The following is a 15,254-nucleotide window of genomic DNA, read 5'->3' on the forward strand; positions in this document are numbered from 1 at the left end:
GCGGCACCCAAAAACTTTTCTTTTTTATCAATGATGTGTTTTCAAACACTCTCTTAACGGTCGGTATGACCAAGGTCGCGTTCGGGCGCTATGATATCACGTACCCGCTGCTTCAGTTCCTTGGGGCCGGGAAAGCCACCATCGCGTTTGCGTTCCCATATCATATGCGGGCCGACATGGATCTCAAACCGGCCACCACTGCCGGGCACCAGACTGACCGCGCCCAGATCCTCGCCAAAGGTGGAAAGCAGTTCCTGCGCCATCCATCCCGCACGCAACAGCCAGTTGCAGCGCGTGCAGTAATGTATGGTGATGGTTGGTTTCTCGTCCATGCCGTTTCCTCCGTCCTTCTTTTTCATTGTCTCCCTCCCGCACATGTATCAAGGGTCGACAGGCAAAAAAGAAGGATGGGGGCACGAATATCATACGGCGTGGACGTATTGTTCACGCGGCCAGAAACGCAGCGCACCGCAGGCTTTTACAAACGATGCGGCATCACCCCCACTGCCCAGGCGGATGACACCATCATCACGCGCAGGGGCCGTGACACCGGCAGCATCCAGCAGCGGTTCGGCATCTGCCCCATATCCAATGAATTTGGCATGGGCATAGGCATCGGAAATGAAATCACGCATCGTCGCCTCGCCCAGCAGAAGCTTGCTTCCCTGTGCGGAAGGAAGGAGGACCACAGCATCATACAGCACCGACGGCCCGCCATTGATCTTCTGCATGACCGGCAGCACCTTGCCACGGTCGTTACAGATATTGCCGATGCGCGGACCGACAAGTTCGGTTTCCGCGCCCACATTATGGGCAGCTTCAAGCACGGCAGACAGCAGGTCCGCATCCGTACCTTCGCTCACCACGATCCCGAGCTTGCGCCCATGAAAGCTGCCGGGGCCATTTTTCAGGATACTCAGCGCATCGGAAGCCGGCAGGTCCGTACGCACGGGCAGGAAAGGCTTGGCCGCAGCGGGCAAGGGAGAAATACCAAGCCCGTCCGCCACGCCATGGGCAAGTGTTTCATCCACATTGCGCAGGTGCGCCAACATGCGCACGCGGATGGCAGGCGTTTCAACCTTGCTCAGTTCAAAGACGAACGCGTCCTTCATATGGGTCTGCTCGACCGGGGTCTGGCTGATATAAAACTGGCGTGCCTGACTGTAATGGTCACCAAACGCGGCAGAGCGCTGGCGCACTTTCGCCCCCGACTGTTCCTGTGCAAAGGAGCGGAACCCGGTGATGGGGTTTTCACGTGCGCCGCCATGTGGCTGTGACCATGAATTGGGTTCATAGTTCACGCGCCCCTTTGGGTTGTGCATCGCCATGTGCCCGTCCTGCTGGAAATTATGGAACGGGCATTTGGGCGCATTTATGGGGATATGCGTGAAATTGGGACCACCCAGACGCTTGGTTTGCGTGTCGAGATAGGAAAAGTTACGCCCCTGCAACAGGGGATCATTGGTAAAATCAATCCCCGGCACGATATTCTGGGTGCAAAAGGCAACCTGCTCCGTCTCTGCAAAGAAATTGTCCACCACACGATTGAGCACCAGCCGCCCGACACGACGCACGGGCACCAGTTCCTCGGGGATCAGCTTCGTCGCGTCGAGAATATCGAACGCAAATTTATCCGCGAATTCATCATCGAACAACTGCACGCCAAGTTCCCATTCGGGATAATCCCCGGCATTGATGGCGTTCCACAGGTCACGTCGATGAAAATCGGGATCAGCACCGTTCAGCTTCAGCGCCTCGTTCCAGACAATGGATTGCAGGCCCTGACGGGGTTTCCAGTGGAACTTGACATAGGTCGAGCGCCCCTGCGCATCGATCAGGCGAAACGTATGAACGCCAAACCCCTCCATAAAGCGAAAGGAGCGCGGGATCGCACGGTCGGACATTGCCCAGCAGACCATATGCGTGGCCTCGGGCGAGAGGGAGACGAAATCCCAGAAATTGTCATGCGCGGTCTGTGCCTGTGGAAAGGCACGGTCAGGCGCCTCCTTGGCCGCATGGACGAAATCGGGGAATTTCATCGCGTCCTGTATGAAAAAAACCGGCATGTTGTTGCCAACGATATCCCAGTTCCCCTGCCGGGTATAAAGCTTCACCGCAAAGCCGCGTACATCGCGCACCGTGTCGGACGATCCCTTGGCGCCTGCCACGGTGGAAAAACGCACGAAGGCCGGGGTCTTTTCGCCCACATGCTGAAAAATATCGGCATGGCACACATCGGCAAGGGAATCGGTCAGTTCGAAATAGCCATGCGCGCCATACCCACGGGCATGGACGACACGTTCGGGAATGCGTTCATGGTCGAAATGGAAGATTTTTTCCCGGAAATGGAAATCTTCCATCAAAGCCGGGCCATCGGGACCGTTGCGCAGGGTATTCTGATCGTCGGATACGGGAACGCCCTGCTGGGTGGTCATGGTGGGCGTGCCAGCATCATCCGCCGTCTGGTGGGTCTCTCCCCCCTGTCCTGTCGTGGCATGTGATGGGTGTGGGCTGGCACTGGCATTCATGGCCGCTTCTCCTTTATACCGACGCGCCAGTCATGGCAGGTCCGGGTAAAATATCCGGTAACATAACGGGATGTCCGCCAGATGGTTCCGGCGCGGGCATTCCGCGGCTCTGGGGCGGGATGAAGGCGCGATGCGACGGATGTTGAAATGGGGCCGCACGATGGCCTGTGCGTGTACACTCATGGGGGGCATGGGGGGGATGACCCTGCTCCCTGACAGGGCGCATGCCACCGCGCCGCGTGACGTAGTGTTTGAACACCTGACATGGACGGAAATCCGCGATGCCCTTGCCCAGGGGTGGACCAGCGTCATCATTCCCGTGGGCGGGACGGAGCAGAGTGGCCCCTTCATCGCGGTGGGCAAGCATAATGTCCGCGCCACCGTGCTGTCACAGCGCATCGCGCACGAGGTGGGCCACATGCTGGTGGCGCCCACCATCGCATATGTGCCCGAAGGCGGCACGTCACCCCGCACGTCGCACATGCGCTTTGCCGGAACGCTGAGCATCCCGCCCGCCGTCTTTCGCGAACTGGTCACGGGAGCGGCCGAAAGCCTGCGTGTGCAGGGGTTCCGGCGCATCGTCCTGCTGGGCGATCATGGGGGATACCAAAAGGATCTCAGGACCGTGGCACAGGTGCTGAATCGCAGGTGGGCAGGCACGGGCGCGCATGTGATTTATCTGGGCGCATATTATGATGTCGTGGCGGGAAGCTATGCCGATTACCTGCGCAGGCGGGGGCTGGGGGCAGATGTGGGCACGCATGCCGATCTCAGCGATACGTCGCTGATGCTGGCGGTACAGCCGGATATGGTGCGCCAGGACGCCCTGCATCATGCCGCCCTTCCCGGTCCGTCGCAGGGTGTCTATGGCGGCGACCCCCGCCCCGCAAGCGCAGCGCTGGGACAGGTGGGGACGGACATGCAGGTCACAGCAGCCGTCAGGGCGCTCCAGACCGACCAAAATGGTCCGATTTCTCCGTGATTGCCAGATTTTTGCCGCGTGCTATAGGGGCGCCAGGAGATTGGATCGCATGAGCGTAAAAAAACTGTTTCTGATGTCGGGGCTGTGCATGGCGGCCCTGGGATGTGCGGGATCGTCCGGGGCACGGGCGCAACAGGTGGTACAGACCATTCCCGGCATGCCGCCGGTCGTGGACCCGCGAAATATCTATACCGAAACGACACCCGCCCATATCGCACCAGAAGTGGCGCAGGACCCGGCACGGATATATGTTCCCAACCTTCGGTCGAACAATGTCTATGTCATTGATCCGCAGACCTACAAGGTCGTCAACCGCTTCCCCGTGGGCAAAAGCCCGCAGCATGTCGTGCCGTCGTGGGATCTGCGCACCCTGTGGGTGACAAACAATGCCGAAGGCACGACCAACGGCAGCCTGACCCCCATCAACCCGCGCACCACCCTGCCGGGGCCGGAGGTCGCGGTCGATGACCCGTACAACATGTATTTCACGCCCGATGGCAAGTCGGCCATAACGGTGGCCGAGGCACGCGAACGCCTCGATTTCCGCGATCCCCACACCATGCAGTTACAGACATCGGTGGAGGTGCCACAATGCAAGGGCGTCAACCATGCCGATTTCTCGATTGACGGACGCTATGCCATCTTTACGTGTGAGTTCGGTGGCTATCTGGCGAAAGTGGATACCGTCAACCACACGGTGATGGGATATCTCAAGCTGTCAAGCGGTGGCATGCCGCAAGATGTCCTGACCGGCCCGAACGGGCATACATTCTATGTTGCGGACATGCATGCGGACGGGGTGTTCATCATTGATGGCGACACGTTCCGTGAAACAGGCTTCATCCCGACAGGAATCGGCACGCATGGCCTGTATCCCAGCAGGGACGGGACGATGATGTATGTGGCTAACCGTGGATCGCACAAGATCCATGGCCCCCCGCATGGCAAGGCCGGTGGCGTATCGGTCATCAGCTTCGCCACCGAAAAAGTGGTCAGCCAGTGGCCCATTCCCGGTGGCGGCAGCCCGGACATGGGCAATGTCAGTGCTGATGGAAAGACGCTGTGGCTGTCCGGACGGTTTGACGATGTTGTCTATGCCTTTGACACAACGACCGGCGCAGTGCGCAAGGTTGCGGTTGGCCAGGAACCGCATGGCCTGACGGTCTGGCCGCAGCCAGGACGCTATTCCATCGGCCATACCGGCATCCTGCGTTAACGGGCATACCAGAAGCCGCCCGCGCGATAAAACGGCAACGGACTGTTTATTAAAACACCCCGTTGGTATGGAAACATAAAAGCTCCCGAAGGTGCGCCTTTTTACACCGGCGCCATCTTCGGGGGCTTTTATCGTTTCAACTGACCGGCGCGGCTGTTTCCCGATACCGCACGGGATGGATATGATCGCACCGTTACCATCATGGGTGCCCTGCATCTGTGATGATGGGCTTTTGTCCCCCAAGGTATATTCCTGTGTCATCAGGGACGGGAGTGCGCGACATGTCAGATACGGATCTGGTCCATTTTTCCCCTGCGGTTCCCTTGGGGGTACACGACGCCGTGCGATCGGCGCCCCATTTCGTACGCTGGCGCGACGGGCTGGTGGCGCGTTTCGATGTCCGCCGCATTGATGTACATGATGTCATCATGTTTGGCCCGCGCGTCGGGTTCATCATGGCCGTTGCGGATGCCCGCCACGACGGAAAACCCGTACCGGGCGCAGCCCTGTTACGCGGAGATTCGGTTTCGGTCCTGCTGGTCCTGCACTGTCCGGGGACCGCGCCGCTTACGGTCCTGACGCGTGAAGCGCGCATTCCCATCGCCCGTCCCGACCTTCTGGCATTACCTGCGGGCATGCTGGATGGCGGAGAGTTCATCAGCACGGCCCTGCGTGAACTGTCCGAAGAAGTCGGGACGGATCTGAAGGTCAGGCAGGAAGACCTTGTGCTGCTTGATACCGTATGGCTTTCCCCCGGCGGGACGGATGAAGCCATGGCACTTTATTGCGCGGACATAACGGTCCCCACTGATGTCGTGCGCACGCTGGACGGACGGCATACCGGACTGCCGGGCGAGCATGAAAACATACACCTGCATGTCCTGCCTTTGGCGGACCTGCCCCACATTGGCCGGACCGATGCCAAGACGATATTGTCCTATCACCTGTATATGGCACGCCGCGTCAGACAGAATGACGCTGGTGCCGATCTTTCTCCTTGACACATAAGCGTGAGGGACATCATAAATCCGGGAAGCAGATTTGCCTTGGCAACTGCTTCTTGGACGTTTCCTCCCTAAACTCAAGCGGTGCATATGCACCGCTTTTTTTTACCTAGGCTTATATATTTTTTTTATAATTGTCCAAGATCGCTTATGTTGGTGACATCAGGCAAATTTCAGGAACATGATCATGAGTGGCATTTTCGACGACGTAATGGGAAAGCTGACCAACCTGGCAGCCAGTTCGGGATTGGCGGAGCAGGTGCATACCTATCTGGCACAGTTGCTGACCCCCGATACGATTTCTTCCCTGATGGATCAGGCGCAGAAGGCCGGCCTGACCGACAAGGTACGCTCCTGGATCGGTACTGGTGAAAACCTGCCGATTTCCACCGACGAACTGCGTTCGCTGCTCAGCAGCCAGCAGGTGCAGGCAATGGTGGATCATACCGGCCTGCCCGCCAGCACGATCCTGCCGGTTCTGGCCCATCTGCTTCCTGTCGCCGTCAACGCACAGACCCCGCAGGGTGAAGTGCCGGCAAAAGCCTGAAACCCCACCGCGACTGTCTGTCAACATAACCTGTCAGGTCTGGCGTGCCATATGGTGGGCCAGACCTGACAGTTCCGCCATGACACGTGATAAGACCTGCTGCACGACAGGAAAACCGTCATGGCGTTCCAACGTGCGTTCATCCATATATAGATGGCGGCTGATTTCCATCTGCAGGGCATGAACGCCCCTGCGTGGCCTGCCATAATGCCGTGTCACGTATCCACCGGCAAACGGCATGTTCCGTGCCACGCGATATCCATGCTCCGTCAAGATTTTTTCAACCATAGCGGTGATTTCAGGCGCGCATGATGTACCCCATGCGTTCCCCAGAATGAAATCGGCACTGTCACGCCCCCCCTGCCGCGGCATCGAATGCCCATCCAGCAGAATGCACAGGTCATGCCGTGCTACGCTGGCCTCAATCAAATGAAGAAGCGCTGCATGGTAAGGATACCAGCACTCACGGATACGACGTTCCGCTTCTTCAAAATCCAGGGAATGGCAATAAATCGGCCCGCCATTCCCAACCAGGCGGGCAATGGTGCCAAAACCTGCCTGCACCTTTTTACTGGAGGTATTGCACCAATCCGGCAACGCATCGCGAAACATGCTGGGGTCCAGTTCCCATGGCTCCCGGTTGGCATCGCAATAGGCACGTGGGAAATGGGCATGCAGCAGGGGTGCCCCATATAATGGCGCAGAGTGTAACAACTCCTCCACGAAACAATCCTCACTCCGTCGCAGGGCCGCAGGCGACAGACGGGATTGTTTGAGAAAGCGATCCGTATAATCCCGCCCCGAATGCGCAGAGGCCACCACCAGTGGCGAAATCGATGCACCTGGGGGAATGACCTCATACGGCGGCAACGTGGTTAACGGCATGGGAACACACATAAAACGTGGTGTCTGCACAGGAGGACGCGAAGAAATGGCATGTCGGACATAGGGACAGGCGACCAAGAGCTGGTCAATGTGATTTTTTCTGAAAAAAGGGGTTGCACGAAACCCCGGTGGCAGTTAGAAGCCTTTTCACCGAAGCAAATGGGCGCATAGCTCAGCGGTAGAGCACTACCTTGACATGGTAGGGGTCACAGGTTCAATCCCTGTTGCGCCCACCATTTGCTTCGGTCATAATACCCAGAAAATAAAAAAATTTTGGCAGTAGGTTGATGGGTGTATTTCGATACAGCCCGATACGGATCAGGCCACTTTAGCACGCATTGATCCATGCCAAATAATCCGTACCACTATTTTCGCTGCATGTTCCTGTGGGGCTGCCGTCCACCTACAAACGGCGTGACCGACGCGCGCGGGATGCACTGTCTCGCACCCAACTCTCAACCAGCTCCATCCCGCGTTCCCGCAAGACCTCTCGGTCAGCAATCAGCCGTGCCGCCCCCTGGTACCAGCCGTCGTCATTCTGCGTGAATATCGCTGTCTTGCAACCAACCTGCCGGGACATCTCCACGTCAGGCAGGGAAGACAGAGTGGCCGACAGGCTAAGCTGCTGAGCGCGCGACCGGGATGCCGACAGTCGGGGCCGTGGTTAGGGCACCAATTGTGAATTGGCTGGATTGGGTGAATGACCCGGACAATCTCAACGTGACATCGCCTGCGATCGTGCCCACCACCAGGTCCGGCTGTGCCTGACTGCATTGCGCGGCCCGGTCGGCGTGGACGAATAGTGCAACCTGCGCCGGGCCGCCAATCGCTTGCGTGCGATACCAACACCACACCGGCCTGCGCCAAAGCAGCTTCAATCGTCGCCATGGCATCGGGGAAAAGCCCTTGCGGATATGGTCATCAATAGTGCTATCAGCCAATGGTGCCTGGGCAGGCCGCTTTCCAGTCCGTCCGGATATTAGCCGACCTGCACCCTGGTTTCGGTTGTAATCAGTTCCGCCCTATTCTGCACGGCGCGGGCAATATTCGGTTCCACACGCTCGCGCAGATACTGTATGAATTCGTCCAACGTGTTGAATTTCCGGGTCATGGCTCCGCATCCACATACCGACCGACAGACCAGTCAAAACGGGTCGGGTTCCCCCCGTCACCTGCGGGGATAAGGCCGCCGGCGCAAGCGGGGCGCTGCCCGATGGCTAAACCTCATTGACATGATGGTATTGTGTCGCCCCTCCCCCCACCCCATATGACCGGGCATGGCACATACCGCGTTCTCATCCCAGTTTACGGGGCCTCAGCCCCTCGACAGCACGGAAATCCGGCGTTGCATCCTGCGGTTGCGTCGTCTGGCAACATTGTTGGACGCGGCTTTCGTCCTGCCCGGTACGCGCTTGCGCTGGGGGCTGGATACACTGATCGGGTTATTACCGGTCGCAGGGACGATGGTTATGGCGATCCCATCGCTGTACATCATATGGGAGGCGCGGCGACTGGGGGTGCCAAGCCGTATCCTCACACGGATGGTGGGGAATGTCGCGGTTGAACTTCTGGCCGATTTCGTGCCGGTCCTCGGTGATCTGGTCGATACCGTTTATAAGGCGAACCTGCGCAATATCGTCCTGATCGAACAGTATTTTGGCATGACGGTGGACGCGACCGGTCGTGAAACGTCGGGCCCGCGCTGATCTTGCGGTAAAACGGATATACGGATAACCCAAAAGGAAGGATTACTGCCTGATGGGACCGCCGCTCATGTTCTCTTCCCTTCCCCCCGTGATCGCCGGGGTTGCCCGCATCCTGCACCAGCAACTGGGCGAGCGGGTCACGACCAACGACTCGATCCGTGAACAGCACAGCCATGGCGAGGGCTGGAAGCATGCCCGCATGCCCGCATTGGTCATTTTTGCTGAAAGCACGGCTGATGTGGCGCTGGTCCTGCGCATATGTCATGAACATATGGTGCCCGTGGTGGCATTCGGTGGCGGCACATCCCTGGAAGGACACGTCACCCCCGGCGCTGACGCCATCAGCCTTGACCTGTCACGCATGACGCGTGTCATCGGCGTCAATGCCGACGACCTTGACTGCCGGGTGGAAGCTGGCGTGACACGGCAATCACTTAATGCCCACCTGCGCGACATGGGCCTATTCTTTCCTGTTGATCCGGGGGGAGAGGCCACATTCGGCGGCATGTGCGCCACGCGCGCATCGGGCACGGCGGCGGTACGTTACGGCACCATGCGTGAAAATGTCATGGGGCTGCGCGTTGTCATGCCTGATGGGCGCATTGTCGATACGGGTGGTCGGGTACGCAAATCATCCACCGGTTATGACCTGACAGGCCTGTTCATCGGGTCCGAAGGGACGCTGGGCATCATTACCGAGGTGCAGTTGCGCCTGCATGGTATCCCCGAAACCATCGCCGCCGCGACATGCCAGTTCGAAAACCTTGCCGATGCAGTGCGCACTGCGGTTTCCACCATACAGGTAGGTGTGCCGATCGGGCGCATCGAACTGCTTGATGATGCGCAGATGAAAGCCTGCATCGCCTATTCCAAGCTGGAGGACTACCGCCCGATCACCACCCTGTTCTTTGAATTCCAGGGATCGCCGGAGGCCGTGCGCGAACAGGTGGAAATGGTGGAGGCAATCGCTGCCGACAATAACGGCCTTGGTTTCGTCTGGAGCACCAGTCAGGAAGAACGCACCCGCCTGTGGAAGGCACGACACGGTGCCTATTGGGCGGCACTTGCGGCCCATCCCGGCCATGATGGCATCGCAACCGATGCCATCGTCCCCATTTCGGCCCTGACGGAGCTGATCACCGGCGTCAAGGCAGATATCGAGGCATCGGGACTGGCTGCACCGATTGTCGGGCATGTGGGCGATGGCAATTTCCATACCATCATCATGGTTCCCCCCGGACCCGGCGGTTATGAACGCGCCATGGAACTGGACCGCAAAATCGTACGTCGTGCGCTGGCGCTGCAGGGTTCATGCAGTGGGGAACATGGCATCGGCACGGGCAAGCTGGAATTCATGGCGGCCGAACATGGGGAAAATGCCCTGCAGGTCATGCGCGCAATCAAGCACGCCCTCGACCCGCAAAACATCCTCAACCCCGGCAAACTGCTCCCCCCTGCCGCAGATGCATCCCCATCCGGCGCGAACGCCTGATCCACGTTACCGCAGGCGGACGCGACAAACATGGCAAGGACAGGGCAGACAGAGACACACCAGCACGATACCGCCCGGACAGAACGGTTGCGGCAGGCCATGCAGCATCTGGAAAACGGCGGGTTCGCACAGGCGCGGGCCATTGTCGAACCCCTGTGCGATGACAGGCGGGCGGATATCATCCTCGCCCATGCCCTTGCGGGCTGCGGCCGCAGTGCCCGCGCGGCACGGATGCTGTGTCGGCTGGCGCAGGACAATCCGACGGCCCGCCATCCCGCACAGGACATGATGACACTTCTGCTGCGCCATTCGCGGCTGGAGGAAATTGAAACCACCCTGCATGCCACCTTGCGGCAGACCCCCAATGATATCCGCCTGTATGACCAGCTTGGGGAATTCCTGCTACTGCATGCCCGCACGGAAGAAGCGATAGAGGTCCTGGTCGAGGGATGCCGCCGCCATCCTTCCGCCCTGCGAACGGGGAATCTTCTGGCGGTAACGCAGAACGAAACGGGAGAAGCACACAAGGCGCAGGCCCTGCTGCGCCATCTTCTGACCTACCATCCGCAAAGCGCCATGACGCACGCCAACCTGGCGCATATCCTGACGATCGACAACAAGGTGGACGAGGCCCTGCATCACCATGCGCAGGCGCTCGCACTGCGGCCAGATGATCCGCATATCCACCTCAATCATGCCATGACCCTGCTTAAGGCGGGGCGCCATGCGGACGGATGGCCCGAATATGAATGGCGCCTGCGCATACCCGGTCGTTTAAAATATCCGCCCGAACGCCTGCTGCCGACCCTGAATCAGGATGGCAAGCTGACGGGACAGCGGATCCTGATCCTGTCAGAGGCGGGTCTGGGCGACATGCTGATGTATCTGCGCTTTGTCCCGGCATTGATCCGTCGTGGCGCGCGTGTAACATTGCAGGTTCCGCGCGAAATCCTGCCACTTGCAGCACGCATCTATGGGGTGGAACGGGTGATCGACCCGCTGCGCCCAGTTCCCGCCCATGACTGGCACTGTCCCTTCGGCAGCCTGCCACGCGTTCTGGCGCAGACATCCGATATTATCGGCGCGCCCGTTCCCTATCTGCAGGCCGACCCGCACAAGGTACTGGCATGGGCGGATTACATGCCCCCCCGTCCCGGCCTGCGCGTCGGGCTGGTCTGGGGCGGCGCAAGCCGACCGGGTGTGGCGCAGGCGCAGGCCATCGACCGCAAGCGTTCGATGAACCTTGTGCAACTGGCCTGCCTGTCAACGATTCCCGGACTTTACCTTGTCAACCTGCAGCGGGGGCAGCATGCCCGGCAGATGACCGACATTCCCGATGGCATGCAGCTTTATGACCCCATGGATGACGTCCACGACATGGATGATACCGCCGCGATCATCATGAACCTTGATATCGTCGTGTCGGTCGATACCTCCATCGTGCATCTGGCGGGGGCACTGGGCCGGCCCGTCATCATGATGGATCGGTATGACAATTGCTGGCGATGGCAGTCAGGACAGGAGGACAGCCAGTGGTACCCCCATCTGCGGATCGTGCGTCAGTCCCGCCCCGGTGCATGGGATGGGGTCGTGGCACGCGTGCATGACCTGTTGCAGGCCGCGACCATACGTCACACTGCCCCGATGCACTGACCTGACCGAACGAACATACACATGCTGTCGCAGGAGCATGATGGAATTAGTGCCATTTTTTGAATGACACCATGTTTTTCAGGGCTGTTGGCAAACGCCCGCCCCAACATCCTCCCCGTTTCCTGACGATGATTATTCTGGAATCTCTCGCCAGGGTCAGGACATTGCGGTAATCAACCCTTCCACTGCAGCACGGGCGGCATGTTCCGCCCCGGACGCATCCTGATTGCGGATTGCATCAAAAATACGCTGATGCGCCGCAAGATCAGGTTCCGGCAAAGTCGGTTCCACCACAGCGGTATGGGTGCCGCGACGCACTTCCGATACAAAATAACGGTAAAGCTCACTCAGCGCCGTATTATGCGACGCCTGCGCGATCGCAAGGTGAAAGGCCGTATCGCGCGCGACAAATGCCTCCATATCCATATCGGGAGATTTCTCCCCCCGGGCCAACAGCAGCTTTTCCAGAAGGTCAAGGTCACGTTCGGTCCGGCGCAGGGCCGCAAGGCGGGCGGCCTCCGCCTCCAGCACCACACGCAGTTCGAAATGGTCCCGCAGGCCGGAGCGGCTGATACGATGGATGACATCAGCAGGATCGGTGCGGGACCTTACATAGGTGCCATCCCCCTGCCGCACCTCCAGCATGCCCGCATGGGACAGGACGCGCACGGCTTCGCGCACGGTATTGCGCCCAACCTGCAACAAGTGTGCCAGTTCGGTTTCCTTGGGGATACGCTCTCCCAAGGCCCATGCCCCCTGCGCCACGCGTTCACGCATGAAGGCAATGGCCTGTTCCACAAGGGAATGCCGCGGCAGTGGTGGAAAAGAAGACATGACCTGCTTCATATCCCAAAATCCCCGCACGCAACAGGGTCATACGCGCCAGTGCGCCCCCCCCCATAATCAGTCGAGCCGGACCGCAGGACGGACAAATACATCAAGCCAGTCCACAAGGCAGGAGACCATGCCACGGAACGGCCCGTAAAGTTCAAACTGGTGCTGGCGATACAACATCAGATGCACCAGACGCGCGGATAGCCCATGCAACCACCCTCCGCCAAAAACGGTTCCACCGGGGAATGTGCCCCACCCATTGTAATCCCCCAGCGCCACGACCGCGCCCTTGTTACTGAACACGAATGGTGGCAGCGGACGCCCGGCGATCCACGCAGGCAGGTGACGCGCCAGATGGTGGGCCTGCTGACGGGCGGCCTGCGCGGTGGGGGCCACGGGCTTTTCCGCGATGAAGGCACAGTCCCCCATCGCGAAGACATTGTCATCCCCCGTCACCTGAAGGGTCGGGCGCACCTCCAACTGTCCAGAGCGCGACAGCCTGATATCACCGAATTTCCGTGTCACATCGGGCGCCTTCACCCCCGCTGCCCAGACACGCAATGTCGCGGGGACATGGCTACCGTCCTTGAGCATGAACCCATTCTCATCCGCCCCACTGACCATGGCAGAGGTTTTCACCACCACGCCAATGGCCTCAAGCTGTTTCATGGCTGCCTCGGACACGGCCTCGGGGAAGGCTGGCAGGATACGTGGACCGGCTTCCAGCAAAGTGATCTTCAGTTCGGGCGGCTTCTGTCCAAAGCTGTACAGTGCCGCAAGGCCCAGCGCCTTGTGCAACTCGGCGGCAAGCTGCGTGCCGGTCGCACCGCCCCCCACAATGGCGATATCAAGTTCGCGGTGATAGGCAAACGCCTTGAGCAGTTCCGTGCGAAACCGGTCATTGAAACCATTGGCATCGACCAGGTTATCAATGAACATGCAATGTTCGGCCACACCTGGCGTGCCGAAATCATTGGCGCGGCTGCCGATCGACAGGATGACCGCGTCATAGTCAAGGGTACGTTCATCAAGAACCGTCTCCCCATTCGGATCAATCACCGGGGCAAGGGTGATGGTCCTGGCCCGTCGGTCCATGCCGGAAATCTCACCGGGCCAGAAATCGAAATGATGACGGCTCGCCTGTGACATGAAGCTGATCCGGTCATTCTCGTTGGCGGCCGTGCCTGCGGCGAAGCAATGCAGCATCGGCTTCCACACATGGGCAAAACTTTTGTCCACCAGTGTAATTTCCGCGCGCCCGGATTTCCCGACCGATTTGCCAAGGCGGGTGGCCAGTGCAAGCCCGGCGACCCCGCCACCAACAATCACGATCCGAAACTTCTGCGCCATCTCACTCTGCTCCAACCCGTTCGCACGACCAGCCACCCGCCAATATGACGCGCGCCGCCTCATCCATCCCCCGGTTCATCGGGCACACATCCGCCATGTCCTATGGTGAAAAACACACCATGGACAATGCCCTGCCCCGGGGCTGGCCCACGTTATACCCCATTATCCGTGACCAAAATCAAAAAACGGCGCGCCGGTTCGCGCCCGTCAGACACGCAGCATGGATCGGCATGAGGCCCCCGGAACAATATGCACAATATCTTTATTCAAAACCATGCAGGACATCAGTGCATGGCAACTGGCATGATGATACGCCACGACAATAACGGGACAGGAAGGCCCCTGACAGAAATGGACACAGCGCAGACGGGCCTTCTGGACATAATCCTGCCGCGTTACCAGTTCATGGAAACGCACCATATCGTAATCCACGCATCGCCTGCACATATCATGGAAAGCATCCGCGCCTATCGCGCCGGGCATGACCCGCTGGTGCGCATGGCAATAAGGATGCGCGAACTGCCCGCCCGGCTGATGGGGACGCGGAGCGGACGGATGCTCGACCTTGATGATTTCACTGTCGTGGGCCAAGAGGGCAACGTGGAGATTGTCTTTGCCCTTATGGGCGCATTCTGGGAAGCCGATTATGGCCTTGTCCCCATCCCGTCGCCCGAAGCCTTTGCCGCATGCGACCATACTGGGATATGCCGGCTGGCCATGGGATTTCACATCAGAACGTGCCCCGGCCATCCCTATAACAGGGTCGTGACACAAACGCGTGTCGATTGCCCTACCCACGCCTCACGTCGTCGTTTTGCCCCTTACTGGTACGCCATACGCCCTGTCAGCGGCCTGATCCGGCGGCGCATGCTGAACCGAATTCGCATGATGGCAGAACGTGCATAACCCCGGCCCCCACCGACCGGATCGCGGACGCATTTAGACAATCCGCTGTCAATCATAAGAGACAGTTTGAAAAGTCATGATCGATAACATACTGAAATTATAAAGGTTTTTTGGTGAAGCTTTTCCCAAAAAGCTTCAGAAGACGCCGCCT

At 59.2% G+C, this 15,254-nt stretch carries 15 protein-coding genes and 1 tRNA gene; 9 read left to right on the forward strand and 7 right to left on the reverse strand.

All coding sequences use genetic code 11. The annotated features are described in order from the left end of the window. Positions 1-53: 53 nt before the first annotated feature. Positions 54-332 carry a SelT/SelW/SelH family protein gene (locus tag B7G66_RS11225; protein WP_003619484.1) on the reverse strand — a complete coding sequence of 93 codons (279 nt, stop codon included), beginning with the start codon at positions 330-332 and terminating at the stop codon, positions 54-56. A 90-nt stretch (positions 333-422) separates the two neighbouring features. Next, on the reverse strand, positions 423-2,528 hold the full coding sequence (locus tag B7G66_RS11230; RefSeq protein WP_003619482.1) for a catalase: 2,106 nt from the start codon (positions 2,526-2,528) through the stop codon (positions 423-425). Between the two features lie 181 nt (positions 2,529-2,709). On the opposite strand from B7G66_RS11230, the gene B7G66_RS11235 reads away from it, so the two are divergent. From B7G66_RS11235 to B7G66_RS11250, 4 genes are all read left to right on the forward strand, one after another. Beyond that, complete coding sequence (locus B7G66_RS11235) at positions 2,710-3,510, forward strand: creatininase family protein (protein WP_141312910.1); 801 nt, start codon at positions 2,710-2,712, stop codon at positions 3,508-3,510. 88 nt (positions 3,511-3,598) lie between these two features. Then, the gene (locus B7G66_RS11240) at positions 3,599-4,726 is read left to right on the forward strand and encodes a YncE family protein (RefSeq protein ID WP_225578845.1); all 1,128 of its coding nucleotides are present in this window, start codon (positions 3,599-3,601) and stop codon (positions 4,724-4,726) included. A gap of 281 nt (positions 4,727-5,007) precedes the next feature. Then, entirely contained in the window at positions 5,008-5,727 is a 720-nt protein-coding gene (locus B7G66_RS11245) for an NUDIX domain-containing protein (RefSeq protein ID WP_003619477.1), read from the forward strand. Positions 5,728-5,917: 190 nt separating this feature from the next. Next, a complete protein-coding gene (locus B7G66_RS11250; RefSeq protein WP_040511875.1) occupies positions 5,918-6,277 on the forward strand; it encodes a YidB family protein in 360 nt (119 codons plus the stop codon). Between the two features lie 33 nt (positions 6,278-6,310). On the opposite strand, the gene B7G66_RS11255 is transcribed toward B7G66_RS11250, so the two are convergent. After that, a complete protein-coding gene (locus B7G66_RS11255; RefSeq protein ID WP_040510698.1) occupies positions 6,311-7,162 on the reverse strand; it encodes an N-formylglutamate amidohydrolase in 852 nt (283 codons plus the stop codon). A 161-nt stretch (positions 7,163-7,323) separates the two neighbouring features. Between B7G66_RS11255 and B7G66_RS11260 the strand changes: the two genes are divergently transcribed. After that, positions 7,324-7,398: transfer RNA gene (locus B7G66_RS11260), tRNA-Val, on the forward strand. 381 nt (positions 7,399-7,779) lie between these two features. On the opposite strand, the gene B7G66_RS18750 is transcribed toward B7G66_RS11260, so the two are convergent. Both B7G66_RS18750 and B7G66_RS18990 read right to left on the reverse strand, forming a co-directional pair. Further along, positions 7,780-8,103: a hypothetical protein gene (locus B7G66_RS18750; protein WP_231106195.1), complete on the reverse strand. Its 324-nt coding sequence runs from the start codon at positions 8,101-8,103 to the stop codon at positions 7,780-7,782. A gap of 38 nt (positions 8,104-8,141) precedes the next feature. Continuing rightward, on the reverse strand, positions 8,142-8,273 hold the full coding sequence (locus B7G66_RS18990) for a hypothetical protein (protein WP_264986119.1): 132 nt from the start codon (positions 8,271-8,273) through the stop codon (positions 8,142-8,144). Between the two features lie 166 nt (positions 8,274-8,439). Between B7G66_RS18990 and B7G66_RS11275 the strand changes: the two genes are divergently transcribed. Genes B7G66_RS11275 through B7G66_RS11285 form a run of 3 tightly spaced genes read left to right on the forward strand, consistent with a single transcriptional unit; the run spans position 8,440 to position 12,013 of the window. Continuing rightward, entirely contained in the window at positions 8,440-8,868 is a 429-nt protein-coding gene (locus B7G66_RS11275) for a DUF4112 domain-containing protein (protein ID WP_003619470.1), read from the forward strand. A gap of 52 nt (positions 8,869-8,920) precedes the next feature. Continuing rightward, positions 8,921-10,360 (forward strand): FAD-binding oxidoreductase, encoded by a 1,440-nt coding sequence (locus B7G66_RS11280; protein WP_003619468.1) that lies wholly within the window; start codon positions 8,921-8,923, stop codon positions 10,358-10,360. Positions 10,361-10,390: 30 nt separating this feature from the next. Then, the gene (locus tag B7G66_RS11285; RefSeq protein WP_231106196.1) at positions 10,391-12,013 is read left to right on the forward strand and encodes a glycosyltransferase family 9 protein; all 1,623 of its coding nucleotides are present in this window, start codon (positions 10,391-10,393) and stop codon (positions 12,011-12,013) included. 156 nt (positions 12,014-12,169) lie between these two features. Here B7G66_RS11285 and B7G66_RS11290 read toward each other — a convergent pair whose 3' ends face one another. Next, complete coding sequence (locus B7G66_RS11290) at positions 12,170-12,847, reverse strand: FadR/GntR family transcriptional regulator (RefSeq protein WP_040511872.1); 678 nt, start codon at positions 12,845-12,847, stop codon at positions 12,170-12,172. Positions 12,848-12,916: 69 nt separating this feature from the next. Beyond that, on the reverse strand, positions 12,917-14,197 hold the full coding sequence (locus B7G66_RS11295) for an NAD(P)/FAD-dependent oxidoreductase (RefSeq protein ID WP_003619461.1): 1,281 nt from the start codon (positions 14,195-14,197) through the stop codon (positions 12,917-12,919). 351 nt (positions 14,198-14,548) lie between these two features. On the opposite strand from B7G66_RS11295, the gene B7G66_RS11305 reads away from it, so the two are divergent. Next, on the forward strand, positions 14,549-15,103 hold the full coding sequence (locus tag B7G66_RS11305) for a hypothetical protein (protein ID WP_003619457.1): 555 nt from the start codon (positions 14,549-14,551) through the stop codon (positions 15,101-15,103). Positions 15,104-15,254: the final 151 nt, after the last annotated feature.

Source organism: Novacetimonas hansenii JCM 7643, assembly GCF_000964405.1.
GTDB lineage: Bacteria > Pseudomonadota > Alphaproteobacteria > Acetobacterales > Acetobacteraceae > Novacetimonas > Novacetimonas hansenii.

Bases quoted from the DNA above. Each gene is read 5' to 3' on its own strand.
- B7G66_RS11225 (WP_003619484.1), bottom strand. From the start codon at position 332: ATGGACGAGAAACCAACCATCACCATACATTACTGCACGCGCTGCAAC.
- B7G66_RS11230 (WP_003619482.1), bottom strand. From the start codon at position 2,528: ATGAATGCCAGTGCCAGCCCACACCCATCACATGCCACGACAGGACAG.
- B7G66_RS11235 (WP_141312910.1), top strand. From the start codon at position 2,710: ATGGGGGGCATGGGGGGGATGACCCTGCTCCCTGACAGGGCGCATGCC.
- B7G66_RS11240 (WP_225578845.1), top strand. From the start codon at position 3,599: ATGGCGGCCCTGGGATGTGCGGGATCGTCCGGGGCACGGGCGCAACAG.
- B7G66_RS11245 (WP_003619477.1), top strand. From the start codon at position 5,008: ATGTCAGATACGGATCTGGTCCATTTTTCCCCTGCGGTTCCCTTGGGG.
- B7G66_RS11250 (WP_040511875.1), top strand. From the start codon at position 5,918: ATGAGTGGCATTTTCGACGACGTAATGGGAAAGCTGACCAACCTGGCA.
- B7G66_RS11255 (WP_040510698.1), bottom strand. From the start codon at position 7,162: ATGCCGTTAACCACGTTGCCGCCGTATGAGGTCATTCCCCCAGGTGCA.
- B7G66_RS18990 (WP_264986119.1), bottom strand. From the start codon at position 8,273: ATGACCCGGAAATTCAACACGTTGGACGAATTCATACAGTATCTGCGC.
- B7G66_RS11275 (WP_003619470.1), top strand. From the start codon at position 8,440: ATGGCACATACCGCGTTCTCATCCCAGTTTACGGGGCCTCAGCCCCTC.
- B7G66_RS11280 (WP_003619468.1), top strand. From the start codon at position 8,921: ATGGGACCGCCGCTCATGTTCTCTTCCCTTCCCCCCGTGATCGCCGGG.
- B7G66_RS11285 (WP_231106196.1), top strand. From the start codon at position 10,391: ATGGCAAGGACAGGGCAGACAGAGACACACCAGCACGATACCGCCCGG.
- B7G66_RS11290 (WP_040511872.1), bottom strand. From the start codon at position 12,847: ATGTCTTCTTTTCCACCACTGCCGCGGCATTCCCTTGTGGAACAGGCC.
- B7G66_RS11295 (WP_003619461.1), bottom strand. From the start codon at position 14,197: ATGGCGCAGAAGTTTCGGATCGTGATTGTTGGTGGCGGGGTCGCCGGG.
- B7G66_RS11305 (WP_003619457.1), top strand. From the start codon at position 14,549: ATGGACACAGCGCAGACGGGCCTTCTGGACATAATCCTGCCGCGTTAC.